This is a genomic window from Shimia sp. Alg240-R146 (genome assembly GCF_947331465.1).
Classification (GTDB): domain Bacteria; phylum Pseudomonadota; class Alphaproteobacteria; order Rhodobacterales; family Rhodobacteraceae; genus Shimia.
On record NZ_CAMZOK010000001.1, the window covers coordinates 1432683 to 1445941 of the forward strand.

A 13259-nucleotide genomic window follows, 5' to 3' on the forward strand; every position below is an offset into this window, starting at 1 on the left:
ACATGTCGGTGGCCAAAAAGGAACACTATGGTTTTCAGGCGTTGTAACAGCGTGTTTCTTTGGATCTTTGCCTTATGCGTTGGTGTGGTTTTTGGATCGGGCGGGCCCGTAGTCGCGCAACAATTGAACGGCGAGACGCCAGCTTATCTCGGGTCCAAAGCCTGTGCGGACTGCCACACGGAGGCTTACTCGGCATGGCAAGACTCACACCATGCAAATGCTTGGCGGCTTCCGGGACCTGACACTTTGGTGGGCGCTTTCAAAGGCGAGACGTTTTCCGACAACGGTATGCAAGCGACCTTTGCCAGAAATGCAGATGGCTTGGCTGTTACCGTGCAGGAAAGTGATGGTAGCACCACCATTTACAGGGTGCATTCTGTCGGTGGCGTGCATCCGTTGGAACACCTGATACTAGAGACCGGCGATGGCTTTTTGCAGAGTTTTGATATTGTCTGGGACGTGGAGCAGCGGCGTTGGTACCATCTTTACCCGGATCAGGATTTGCCGCCTGTTGATGGGTTTCACTGGTCGGGCGCGTACAAAAACTGGAACGCACGTTGCGCGGAATGCCACGCCACGGGATTTGAAAAAAACTACGACTTCGGAAACCGCAGCTACGCCTCAACACAAGTTGAAATCGGTGTGGGGTGCGAGGCCTGTCACGGCCCTGGATCGGCCCATGTGGCCATTGCCGAGACGCTCGCAGCTGACGCGTCAATGAGCGGACCGGAGTTCTGGGGATTTGCCGAAGTGTTGTCCAATCCGCAAGGTCAGATGGCGCAATGCGCGGGATGTCACGCGCGGCGCGAAGCTTTTGGCAACGGCAACCCAGTACCGGGCGTAGCTTTTGCAGACAGCTATAATCTCGCGATGTTGCGCCCGGGGCTTTACCACGCGGATGGGCAAATCCTCGACGAGGTCTACGTCTACGGGTCGTTTTTGCAGTCAAAAATGCACCAAAAGGGCGTAACTTGCGCCAATTGCCATACACCGCACGCCGCGACGACGGTTGCTGACGACAATGCGGTTTGCACGCAATGTCACTCCGAAGCGGGCAATCCGGATTTCCCAAGCCTGCCCTTGGCCGAGTATGACAGCGAGGCGCACACCCATCATCCACAAGACAGCGATGCCGCGAAGTGCGTGAATTGCCATATGACGGATCAGGTCTATATGGGCATCGATGCTCGACGCGATCATAGCTTTCGCGTGCCGCGTCCGGATCTAAGCGACGTGCTTGAGACGCCAAATGCCTGCACAACCTGCCACACCGACCAAGCCGCCGCATGGGCCGCAGACAAGATCAAAGCATGGTTCCCTGACGGACAATGGCAGCAGCCTCATTATGGCGAGGTTCTTGCCAAAGGGCGGCGAAGCCCGACGTCGGCCGCGCCCGAATTGTTGGGGTTGGCCCAAGATTTTGCACAGCCTGACATCGTGCGTGCGACCGCGCTGTGGCTCCTGCGCGACGGGGCCATCAGCCTTGACGTCTCCGACTTAGGTGCCTTCATGGATGATGCGGATTCACAAGTGCGCGTCGCAGCTATTTCGGCATTGCGCCAACGCGCGTCGGTGATCTCGGAGCCCTATTTGATCCGCGGATTGAACGACAACACCCGCGCTGTTCGGATTGCGGCCGCGCGCGCGATCCTAAGCCAGCAGCCAGGGCGTATGTCTGACGGCATTCGCGCACAGGTCGGCAAGGCCTATGCGGAGTTGGGCAGCGTTTTGCGGCATCAAATGGATTTCGCAGAGACCCACCTGCAAGTCGGCGGGTTTTCGATGGTCGCGGGCAACGTTCCGGCGGCAATTTCCGCATTGAGCGAGGCGGTGCGCATTAACCCGCAAAATCCGCAAGCCTGGCACAGCCTTGTTCGAATGGTGGCGCAGACAGAAGGTCTGGAGGCCGCGCGAGAGCTTATGCGACAAGCGCTGTCGTTCAATCCAAACGACATCAGCTTGTTGTCTTTGGCGGCTGAATTTTAGCGGGGCAGGCTTTTTTTGAAACGCTGGACCTGACAAAATGACGGCCTGCGTGTGACGTGGGAATTTGGCGGCGGGATTTTGCAGGACTTAGCCCTAGGCAAAAAGGGCGCGTAAGCGGTGATTGAATAATGCAATCCGCTGCTGCATTGTCCGCGCTATGGAATTTTTAGACTTCGGACATAACCCGTGGCTTGTGGCGGTTTCTTTTGTCGTGGCACTGGTCGCAGGCGCCACTGGTCTTTCGTTGACGCGGGACCTTTCGGAAAAGTCGGTGCCACAACGTAAGTTGGCCATCGCGTTAGGGGCCATCGCGTTGGGCGGCGGGATCTGGTCAATGCACTTTGTGGCGATGCTGGGTCTGAAGCTGCCGATCTTGTTTTATTATGACGCGGCTATCACGCTGGCATCCGCGTTAATCGCAATCTTGATGGTGGCGCTTGCGTTGGTGCTGCTGCATTTCGTGCAGCGCACACCGGTCACCATTGGGGCCGCAGGGGCGATAGTTGGCGCAGGCATTCTCACAATGCATTATGTCGGCATGGCGGGAATGCAGTTGTGCCGCCCAATTTACACCGTGTCCGGCGTCGTTGGATCGTCGGTTTTGGCCATTGCGCTTTGTGTTCTTGCGATCGGGGTTGCCTATGGTGTGCGGTCTAACCGGACCATAGTGATCGGCACGTTATGTTTCGGCGCGGCGGTGTTCTCGGTGCACTTTCTGGCAATGCAGGGGACCAATTTCGTCGCGCTCGACAATATTCGCGAATTTGGGCCGATGATTAGCAATGAGGTCATGGCGGTCGGCGTGATCCTGTCGAGTTTCGTGATCTTTGGCGCCTTCTTGTGGGTTGGGACGACCTATCTGGTTCCTGCACAAGGGGGGGCGTCGGAGACCTCTCTGTCAGACCCAATCGATCCTGATACCTTTGAGCCGGCGGTGGCGCGTATTCCTTGTGAACGGGATGGCGGCAAAGTCTTTATCGCGGCGACGGATGTGGTGTTCGTGCGCGCCGACGGGCACTACACCCAAGTCTACACGAAGACGGACAAATACTTTTGTGTTTGGCCGATCACCGAAGCGGTCAAACGGTTGGTGCCATGTGGGTTCTTGCGGGTGCATCGCAGCTATCTCGTGAACCCAAAGAAAGTCGTGCGGTTTGAGCGCAGCAAAGACAAAGGGCAATGCACCTTTGGCGAGGGAGATTTGCCTCCGGTGCCGGTCAGTCGCTCCAACCTCAAAGAGGCGCAGACCGCCTTCGGGTGAGTAAGGCCAGCCGTGCAGGCGCAATTCGTGCGGGTTGAGGCGCATTTCGTGCAAAATGCGCGAAAACAAGTTGCTATCTAAAGATTTGATCCAGCTGCGGATGCAGCCTCCTGACAGCCAGAACAATTGCTTAAGGGAGGAGAGGCAATGATTCCAGCTGCCTTTGAATACTATAGACCCAAGGATATGGCGGGCGTCTTGTCCGTCCTTGAGGAGCATGGAGATGATGCGCGCGTCGTGGCGGGAGGGCACAGCCTGATCCCGATGATGAAGCTGCGCATGGCCGAGGTGCCGCACCTGATCGACTTGCAGGATGTGGCGGGATTGACCGGCATTTCAATCGATGCAGGACGCGTTCGCATCGGTGCGATGACGACCCAGCATGAAATCATCAATCACGCGGGCCTGTCCGACGTCGCACCCATCATGCGTGAAGCGTCGCTTCAGATCGCCGATCCACAGGTTCGCTACATGGGCACTGTTGGCGGCAACGTTGCCAATGGGGATCCGGGCAATGACATGCCGGGATTGATGCAGTGTCTCGATGCCACTTTCATTTTGGTGGGGCCGGACGGTGAACGTTCGGTTGCCGCACGCGACTTTTATGAAGCCGCCTACATGACAGATCGCGCGGACGATGAAGTTCTGACAGCGGTCGAGTTTGCGGCATCAAAGGGCGGGTACGCCTATGAAAAGCAAAAACGCAAGATTGGTGACTATGCCACCGCGGCGGCGGCTGTGCTGATCACCAAAGACGGCGGGACATGCGCGTCAGCCTCGATTGCAATGACCAACCTTAGCGACACGCCGGTCTATTCGGTAGATGCGGGCGCGGCCCTTGTTGGGACGTCTTTGGATGAAGCGTCCATGAAAGCCGCTGTCGACGCGATGTTGGGAGACATCGATCCGACAGAGGACAACCGTGGCCCGATTGAATTCAAACGCCATGCAGCGTCGGTCATCCTGCGTCGCGCCATCGAAAACGCCTGGGACAGGGCCTGACCTGAGCCTGAGGAGAGAGAACATGTCGAACAAAAAACACTTTAAACTGACCGTGAACGGCGAGGAGCAAGAGTTTCTGGCTGAGCCGCGTGAACTGTTGATCCACACATTGCGTGAGCGCCTGCGTCAAACAGGTCCTCACATTGGGTGTGAGACGTCACATTGCGGTGCCTGCACGGTGACGATGAACGGAAAATCGGTGAAAGCCTGCACCGTGTTTGTTGCCCAAGCCGATGGGGCAGACATCACCACCATCGAAGGTCTGGGCAACCCTGACAGCCTGCACGTTCTGCAGGAAGCGTTCAAAGAGCACCACGGGTTGCAGTGCGGTTTCTGCACGCCGGGTATGATCACCCGCGCGTCCAAACTTCTGGAAGAGAACCCGACGCCAACCGAAGAAGAAGTTCGGTTTGGCATGGCCGGCAATATCTGCCGCTGCACCGGGTATCAGAACATTGTGAAATCCATCCTCGCTGCGGCGAGTGAGATGAATGCAGCCAAGGAGGCGGCAGAATGAACAAGGAGCTAACCCGCGAGGAACGCACCGACGCGCTGGGCGGCATGGGCTGCAAGCGCAAACGCGTTGAGGACGCCCGTTTCACCCAAGGCAAAGGCAACTATGTCGACGACATCAAACTGCCCGGCATGTTGCAGGGTGATTTTGTGCGCTCGCCCTATGCGCACGCTCGGATCAAATCGATCGATAGCAGCGCTGCAATGGCTTTGGACGGTGTGATTGCCGTTCTGACTGCCGAAGATCTTGCGCCGCTTGGTTTGCATTGGATGCCAACTTTGGCGGGCGACAAACAGATGGTTCTGGCTGACGGCAAAGTGCTGTTTCAAGGTCAGGAAGTCGCGTTTGTGGTCGCTAAGGACCGTTACATCGCAGCGGACGCTGTGGAACTGGTTGAAGTGGACTACGAAGAGCTGCCGGTTCTGACAGATCCGTTTGCGGCAATGGAGTCCGACGTGGTTCTGCGCGAAGACCTGCTTGGCGAAGGCGGTAGCCTGCCGGACGGGGCTCATGGCCCGCGCAAACACCCGAACCATATTTTCACGTGGGAAGTTGGCGAGAAAGACGCCACCGAACAGGTGTTGGACGAGGCTGACGTGGTGGCCGAAGAAACGGTTTACTACCACCGCACGCACCCGTGCCCGCTTGAAACTTGCGGCTGCGTGGCGTCGATGGACAAGGTCAACGGCAAGCTGACATTGCATGGCACTTTTCAGGCACCGCACGCGATCCGCACCGTGGTCAGCCTGATTTCCGGCATTGAAGAGCACAACATCCGTGTGATTTCGCCCGACATCGGCGGCGGCTTTGGCAACAAGGTTGGGGCCTATCCCGGCTATGTCTGCTCGGTGGTGGCTTCTATCGTGACCGGCGTTCCGGTGAAGTGGGTCGAGGACCGGATGGAGAACCTGATGACCACGGCATTCGCGCGGGATTATCACATGACCGGCAAGATTTCGGCCACCAAAGAAGGCAAAATCACTGGCCTGCATTGTCACGTGACAGCGGACCATGGTGGCTTTGACGCCTGCGCCGACCCGACCAAATTCCCGGCGGGTTTCATGAACATCTGCACGGGCTCATATGACATCCCAACTGCTTATTTGGCGGTGGACGGTGTCTATACCAACAAAGCGCCGGGTGGGGTCAGCTATCGCTGTTCCTTCCGCGTGACGGAAGCGGCCTATTTCATCGAGCGCATGGTCGAGGTTCTGGCGATCGAGTTGAATATGGACGCGGCAGAGCTGCGCCGGATCAACTTTATCAAGAAAGAGCAGTTCCCGTATCAGTCCGCGCTTGGGTGGGAGTACGACTCCGGTGATTATCACACCGCTTGGGACAAGGCGCTGAAGGCTGTGGACTATGACGGTCTGCGGGCCGAGCAAGCCCAGCGTGTCGAGGACTTCAAAGCTGGCAAGACCCGCAAGTTGATGGGCGTTGGCCTGACGCATTTCACCGAAATCGTCGGGGCAGGTCCGGTCAAGAATTGCGACATTCTTGGGTTGGGTATGTTTGACAGCTGCGAAATTCGCATCCACCCGACAGGGTCTGCGATCGCGCGTCTGGGGACAATCTCGCAAGGTCAGGGTCACGCCACAACCTTTGCGCAGATCCTCGCAACCGAGATCGGCCTGCCTGCCGACAGCATTACGATTGAGGAAGGCGACACCGATACGGCGCCGTATGGTTTGGGCACCTATGGGTCACGATCTACACCGGTTGCTGGTGCGGCCACGGCGATGGCTGGTCGTAAAATCCGCGCCAAGGCGCAGATGATTGCGGCCTACTTGCTGGAAGTGCACGATGACGACGTCGAATTCGACGTGGATCGGTTTGTGGTCAAAGGCGCGCCTGAGAAGTTCAAGACGATGAAGGAAATTGCCTTCGCCGCCTACAATCAGGCCATTCCGGGCATCGAGCCAGGTCTGGAAGCGGTCAGCTATTATGATCCGCCCAACATGACCTATCCGTTTGGCGCTTATGTCTGTGTGATGGACATCGATGTGGATACCGGTGTGACAGACATTCGCCGCTTCTACGCGCTGGATGACTGTGGCACGCGCATCAACCCGATGATCATCGAAGGGCAGGTGCATGGCGGTTTGACCGAGGCGCTGGCCGTCGCGTTGGGGCAAGAGATTGCTTATGACGACATGGGTAACGTCAAGACCGGCACATTGATGGACTTCTTCCTGCCGACAGCGTGGGAAGTGCCAAACTATGAAACCGATCACACCGTGACCCCCAGCCCGCACCATCCGATCGGTGCCAAAGGTGTGGGTGAAAGCCCCCATGTGGGCGGTGTGCCGTGTTTCTCCAATGCGGTGAATGACGCCTTCCGGGCCTTTGGGCTGCGTCACACCAACATGCCGCACGACCATTGGCGCATCTGGAAGACCGCCAACGATCTGGGCCTGCACGGCTAAGAAAATGGCGCGCGCGGCCTTGGCCTGCGCGCGCTTCAAAAGACTTGAGGCTCTCATGACCTGGACCGATCTGCAAACTGCCCTGGCGGCACAGAACTATGTGGCATCTGACGATTTGGCAGTGTCTTTGCATCTTGCTTTGTCGTTGCAACGTCCATTGCTGCTTGAAGGCGCAGCCGGTGTTGGCAAGACAGAGGTTGCCCGCGTGTTGGCCGCCGCTCAGGACAGCAAGCTGATCCGGTTGCAGTGCTATGAAGGGCTCGATGCGGCGCAGGCGATTTATGAATGGAACTATCAGCGTCAATTGCTGGCAATCCGCGCGTCGGCTGAGGCGGGCGAGACCGGTAAAGACGTCGAAGACAGGATTTTCTCCCGCGACTACCTGCTGGAACGCCCTTTGCTGGCGGCGATTACGCAAAAAACGTCACCGGTCTTGTTGATTGATGAAATCGATCGTGCGGATGAAGAGTTCGAGGCGTTCTTGTTGGAGGTCCTTGCTGACTATCAAATCACCGTGCCGGAATTGGGCACAATCCCCGCGACCAGCGTGCCGACCGTGATTCTGACGTCAAACGGCACCCGCGACTTGTCGGATGCGTTGCGGCGTCGGTGTCTGTTTGCCTATGTCGAGTATCCCGACCGCGCGACGGAATTGGCGATCCTGCAAGCACGGTGTTCAGGGATTGAAGCCCGGCTTGCGGATCAAATCATCGGCTTTGTGCAGAACCTGCGCAAAGAGGAGCTGGAAAAAACACCGGGCATTGCGGAAACGCTTGATTTTGCCGCCGCTCTGGCAGGGCTGGGCATAGCGGATCTGACCACAGATCCCGCCACCTTGCAGGCCACGCTGACAACGCTGCTGAAAACTCAAAGCGACCGCGCCCACATTACCACCGAAGTTGCACAGCGCCTTGCCGGGAAAGCGGCATGAGCCGTGTTACCCGCTTTGCGGGTCGTGACCCCGGTGCCTCGGCGCGTATGGCGGGATTTATGGCGCATTTGCGCGACAACGGTCTGCGTCTCGGTGTGCAGGAAACCGAGGCGGCGCTGTCGGCGTTGACCTTCGTAGACGCAGCCAATCCGGACCAATCACGCCATGCACTCAAGGCCGTCTGCACCGGCTGCAAGGACGAGGCGCTGCGGTTTGATGCGCTGTTTGACGCCTTTTGGATGGATGCGGGACGTGTCCGTCAAAAGGTGGTGCCCAAGATGATGCCCGCTGCCAAAGGCGATGACAGCGTAAAATCCTCACGCGACGCCAAAGGTCAGGACGCTGGAGGCGCCGGAGAGGCCACCGCGCCTGAAGGTGGCGACGGTGACGCGGACAGTGATGGAGAAGGCAAGCTGATTGCCACCGAGGTGCGCAACTTGTCGCGCCGCGACCTGCGCGATCTGGTGCGCGCCGAAGAAATTGCCGAGGCGGAAGCCGTTGCCCGTCGCCTTGGTCTGGCGTTGCGCGACCGCCGCTCACGCCGTCGGATCGCAGCCCGCAAGGGTGACCGCCTGCATTTCCGCAAGACCATCCGCCGCAGCCTTGCGACGGGCGGCGAACCGGTGCGACTGATCAAGCGCAAACGTCCGGACCGCAGCCGAAAGATTGTCACGCTTTGTGACGTATCTGGATCGATGAGTGTTTATGCGCAGGTGTTTCTGGCGTTTCTCGCAGGGCTGATGCGCAGCGATCCCAGTGCGGATGCCTATCTATTTCACACCCGGCTTGTGCGGATCACCGAAGCGCTGCGCGACAAAGATGCGATGCGCGCGATTGGGCGTATGTCGTTGATGGCGGACGGGTTCGGGGGCGGCTCAAAAATCGGCGAAAGCCTTGAAAAATTTGCCAACACTTATGCGCGAAAGTTTGTCGATGGCCGGTCCGTGGTCATGATTTTCTCGGATGGCTATGATACGTCGGATCCGGATCGGCTTGGCGCTGCTTTGGCCACATTGCGCAAACGAGGGTGCCGCATCATTTGGCTCAACCCCCTAAAAGGTTGGAATGACTACGCCCCTGTGGCTGCGGGCATGGCCGCCGCGCTTCCCCATCTGGATCGTTTTGCCGCCGCCAACACTTTGGCGGACCTTGCGGCATTGGAAAAGGAGCTGGTGACACTATGACCCCTGCAGAGTTTCTAGACACCGATCTTGCGCGAACCGTCAGCGCCCTGCGCGATAAGGAAGAACCGTTTGCCTTTGCCACCATTGTGCGCACGGCGGGCACCACCGCGGCCAAACCCGGTGCGAAGGCCATTATTGGCGCCGAAGGCGTGATCCTTCATGGTTTTCTCGGCGGCGGCTGCACCCGCGGTGCGGTCAAACGCGCCACCCTCGCAGCGCTCAACTCCGGCGAGCCGCAACTGGTGTCTGTTGCGCCTGAAGATTTTTTGAACGAGATCGGGGTCAGTGCAGGCGCGATGGTGGACGGGGTGACGTATGCGCGCAACGGCTGTCCGTCTCGCGGCACAATCGACATTTTCATTGAACCCTGCCTGCCGATGCCCGAATTGACCGTGCTTGGCGCGTCGCCTGTGGCCGAGGCGCTTGCCGAGTTGGCGCCGCATTTTCACTGGTCTGTTTCCAGAGCTGTTGAGACGCCTGTCTTGGCCGGGAAATTGCAGGCGACTGTTGTTGCCACGCAAGGACAAGGCGATCTGGTTGCGCTGCAAGACGCGCTGCAACAAGGCGCGCGTTACGTAGCTTTTGTGGGTAGCCACAAGAAATATGCCTCTTTGTCGAAGAAACTCGCAGACGCAGGCGTGTCGCAAGATGACATCAAACGCGTGGTCGCGCCTGCGGGGCTCGATATAGGCGCCGTAACGCCTGAAGAAATCGCGCTCTCGATCTTGGGTGAATTGATCCAAATACGCCGAAGGCATCTGGAAAGGGGGGCATGATGCGTAAACTGCTGAAACGTATAGCTCGACGTTTGACGCCTTCCGCGGAGCAGGCCGAAGTTCTGGCCAAGATAAAATTTCCCTGTTGCTGACGAAAGAAAGGAAACGCCATGGAATTGGCTGATGAAATCACAATCAACGCGCCCAAAGAGGCGGTGTATGCGGCCCTAAACGATCCTGAGATCCTGAAGCAGTGTATCCCCGGTTGCGAGGAGTTGATCAAGAAGTCTGACACGGAGTTGGAGGCCAAAGTTGTCCTCAAGGTCGGGCCGGTCAAAGCCAAATTCACCGGCGATGTGGTGTTGAACACAGAAGGCGCGCCGGACGCATTTTCCCTGACGGGACAAGGCAATGGCGGCGCAGCCGGACACGCCAAAGGAGGCGCGGATGTTGTCTTGGTCACCGATGGTGATCAGACTATTTTGAGGTATGAGGCCAAAGCCCAGATCGGCGGGAAACTGGCACAGCTCGGCAGCCGCTTGATTCAAAGTACGGCCAAGAAATTGGCGGCTAAGTTCTTCAAATCGTTTGCGGATGTAATGGCGGAAGATCCTGTCGCCTGATCCGTTCTCTGGCGGGGCGGACCCGGCCTTAGGTTAAAGGCCGGGCCGTCGCGGTCAGGGCTCAGTCACAAAAGACGAGAGGCTTTGCCCCTTTTGGCCTTTGGCCAATTCACCCCAGGATATTTGAGGCAAAAAGAAGAGGTTGGTGGCCCTGATCAGCGTGGAAGCACGGCGGCGGCGCGGGCGAGGGCTTCGATTTCGTCCCATTTGCCGTCCCTGACCAAAGCCGAGGGGGCGACCCAGCTGCCGCCTGCGCAAATGATGTTGGGAAGGCTCAGGTAATCCGTCGCGTTTTGCGGGTTTACGCCGCCTGTGGGACAAAAGCTGATTTGTGGCAAGGGGCTGGCGAGAGAGCCAAGAAATTTGGCGCCGCCTGCGGCCTCGGCCGGAAAGAATTTCAGCATGTCGTAGCCGCGTTCCAGAAGCGCCATGGCCTCTGATGCGCTGGCGGCACCCGGCAACAGTGGAAGGCCTTCGGCCTCGCAAGCATCCAGTAGAGTATCGGTTGCGCCCGGGGATACGCCAAAAGTGGCGCCTGCGTCCTTGGCAGCTTTGACATCATCGGGTGTCAACAATGTGCCCGCGCCAACCATGCCGCCTTTGACCTCGGCCATGGCGGCGATTACGTCCAATGCGGCTGGCGTGCGTAGGGTGACTTCGAGGGCAGGCAGGCCACCTGCAACCAGCGCCTCCGCCAGCGGTTTGGCGTGGGCCACGTCATGCACCACGAGCACAGGAACGATGGGGGCGGCTTCGCAGATTTTGCGGGCCTCGATCGAGGCTTGCTGCGGGGTGATGGGCATAGTGTCAGGCTCCAAATACGGTTGCGCCGGTGTCGGCAGATGTCACGGCGTTGCGGAACAGGCCAAAGAGTTCGCGGCCGGTGCCATGTTGATAGGCAGAAAGGTCGGCAGTGACCACATCACGCTCAAGAAAACCCTCAGCAAGCACTTCGAGCGCGCCTGTGGTGGCGTCCACCCGCACCATGTCGCCGTCGCGCAGTTTGGCGATTGGGCCACCATCGAGCGCTTCGGGGACCACGTGGATCGCGGACGGAATTTTGCCTGACGCACCGGACATGCGCCCGTCGGTGACAAGAGCCACTTTTTGACCGCGACCTTGCATGATCGACAGGAACGGCGTCATGGAATGCAGCTCAGGCATGCCGTTGGCTTTCGGGCCTTGGAAACGGACGACAATCACCACATCCTCAGTCAGCTCGCCAGCTTTGAATGCCTCTTTGGCTTCGTTCTGGTCGTGGAATATGCGGGCAGGGGCCTCGATCACCCGGTTTTCAGTCGCCACGGCAGAGACTTTCATCACACCGGTGCCGAGGTTGCCGGTCAGGCGCGACAGACCGCCGGTCTCCTGAAACGGGTTGTCGGCGGGCCGCACGATTTGCTCGTTCAGGCTGTCTTTGGGGCCTTCGCGCCACGTGAGCGCGCCGTTATCCAAGAAAGGTTCAGACGTGTAGCTGGCAAGGCCTGCGCCGGTGACGGTCTTGGTGTCGCCGTGCAGATAGCCTGCACCCAAGAGTTGGCCGATCATGTAGCCAAGTCCGCCGGCGGCGTGGAAATGGTTCACGTCTGCCAAGCCGTTGGGATAGACGCGCGCGATCAGAGGCACCACGTCGGACAGGTCTGCAAAGTCCTGCCAATCCAGAATGACGCCGCCGGCGCGGGCCATGGCGATCAGGTGGATCAGAAGGTTGGTAGAGCCGCCCGTGGCCATAAGACCAACAATGCCGTTGGCGTAAGCTTTCTCGTCCAGCACGTCACAGACCGGCGTATAATCGTTGCCAAGGGCCGACAGCGACAGAGCACGTTTGGCGCCTTCGCGGGTCAGAGCGTCGCGCAGGTCGGTGCCGGGATTAACGAAGGAGGAGCCGGGCAGGTGCAGGCCCATGAACTCCATCAGCATCTGGTTGGTGTTGGCGGTGCCGTAGAAGGTGCAGGTGCCCGGGCCGTGATAGGCGGCCATTTCGGATTTCAGCAGTTCGTCGCGGCCAATCTCTCCGGTCGCGAATTTTTTACGGACTTCGGATTTCTCGTCGTTGGAGATGCCGGAGGTCATCGGACCTGCAGGCAGGAAGACCGCCGGAAGGTGGCCAAATGCTTGTGCGCCGATGATCAGGCCGGGCACGATCTTGTCGCAAACACCAAGGAAGACGGTTGCGTCAAACACATTGTGCGACAGGGCCACGCCAACGCCCATTGCAATGGCGTCGCGCGAGAAAAGAGAGAGCTCCATGCCCGCTTCACCTTGGGTGACGCCGTCACACATGGCCGGAACGCCGCCCGCGACCTGTGCGGTGCCGCCAATGGTGCGGACTGCTTCCTTGATGGCGGCAGGATAGGTTTCAAACGGCTGGTGCGCCGAGAGCATATCGTTGTAAGCGGTAACGATGCCAAGATGACCAGCGCTTTGCGTTGCGAGCGCGTCTTGGTCTTCGCCGGTTGCCGCATAAGTGTGGGCCTGACCGGAACACGACAGATGCGCGCGGGCGGGGCCTTGTTTGCGGGCCTGGGCCATCCGCGCGAGATACGCGCCGCGGGTTGGCGCGCTGCGGGCGATGATGCGGTCTGTGACCGCCTGCAAAGTTGGGTGGATCGGCAT

General features: G+C 58.9%; 11 protein-coding genes. 9 read left to right on the forward strand and 2 right to left on the reverse strand.

Annotated elements, in window-relative coordinates:
* The first annotated feature begins 51 nt into the window (after positions 1-51).
* From PG871_RS06910 to PG871_RS06950, 9 genes are all read left to right on the forward strand, one after another.
* Positions 52-1986, forward strand: coding sequence for a multiheme c-type cytochrome (locus PG871_RS06910; protein WP_270727603.1), 1935 nt, complete (start codon positions 52-54; stop codon positions 1984-1986).
* Positions 1987-2143: 157 nt separating this feature from the next.
* A complete protein-coding gene (locus PG871_RS06915) occupies positions 2144-3247 on the forward strand; it encodes an MHYT domain-containing protein (protein WP_270727606.1) in 1104 nt (367 codons plus the stop codon).
* Between the two features lie 147 nt (positions 3248-3394).
* The gene (locus tag PG871_RS06920; RefSeq protein ID WP_270727608.1) at positions 3395-4249 is read left to right on the forward strand and encodes an FAD binding domain-containing protein; all 855 of its coding nucleotides are present in this window, start codon (positions 3395-3397) and stop codon (positions 4247-4249) included.
* Positions 4250-4271: 22 nt separating this feature from the next.
* Positions 4272-4766 (forward strand): (2Fe-2S)-binding protein, encoded by a 495-nt coding sequence (locus PG871_RS06925; RefSeq protein ID WP_270727611.1) that lies wholly within the window; start codon positions 4272-4274, stop codon positions 4764-4766.
* Positions 4763-7189 carry an aerobic carbon-monoxide dehydrogenase large subunit gene (locus PG871_RS06930; protein WP_270727614.1) on the forward strand — a complete coding sequence of 809 codons (2427 nt, stop codon included), beginning with the start codon at positions 4763-4765 and terminating at the stop codon, positions 7187-7189. The genes PG871_RS06925 and PG871_RS06930 overlap by 4 nt, the downstream gene beginning before the upstream one ends.
* A 55-nt stretch (positions 7190-7244) precedes the next feature.
* Positions 7245-8120: an AAA family ATPase gene (locus PG871_RS06935; protein ID WP_270727616.1), complete on the forward strand. Its 876-nt coding sequence runs from the start codon at positions 7245-7247 to the stop codon at positions 8118-8120.
* Positions 8117-9304: a vWA domain-containing protein gene (locus tag PG871_RS06940; protein ID WP_270727620.1), complete on the forward strand. Its 1188-nt coding sequence runs from the start codon at positions 8117-8119 to the stop codon at positions 9302-9304. Before PG871_RS06935 ends, PG871_RS06940 begins: the two co-directional genes overlap by 4 nt.
* The gene (locus tag PG871_RS06945) at positions 9301-10080 is read left to right on the forward strand and encodes an XdhC family protein (RefSeq protein WP_270727623.1); all 780 of its coding nucleotides are present in this window, start codon (positions 9301-9303) and stop codon (positions 10078-10080) included. Before PG871_RS06940 ends, PG871_RS06945 begins: the two co-directional genes overlap by 4 nt.
* Before the next feature lie 110 nt (positions 10081-10190).
* Positions 10191-10643, forward strand: a complete 453-nt coding sequence (locus tag PG871_RS06950; RefSeq protein ID WP_270727625.1) for a CoxG family protein — start codon at positions 10191-10193, stop codon at positions 10641-10643.
* A 155-nt stretch (positions 10644-10798) separates the two neighbouring features.
* On the opposite strand, the gene eda is transcribed toward PG871_RS06950, so the two are convergent.
* Both eda and edd read right to left on the reverse strand, forming a co-directional pair.
* Positions 10799-11446, reverse strand: a complete 648-nt coding sequence (eda, locus tag PG871_RS06955) for a bifunctional 4-hydroxy-2-oxoglutarate aldolase/2-dehydro-3-deoxy-phosphogluconate aldolase (RefSeq protein WP_270727626.1) — start codon at positions 11444-11446, stop codon at positions 10799-10801.
* Between the two features lie 4 nt (positions 11447-11450).
* Entirely contained in the window at positions 11451-13259 is a 1809-nt protein-coding gene (gene edd / locus PG871_RS06960) for a phosphogluconate dehydratase (RefSeq protein ID WP_270727629.1), read from the reverse strand.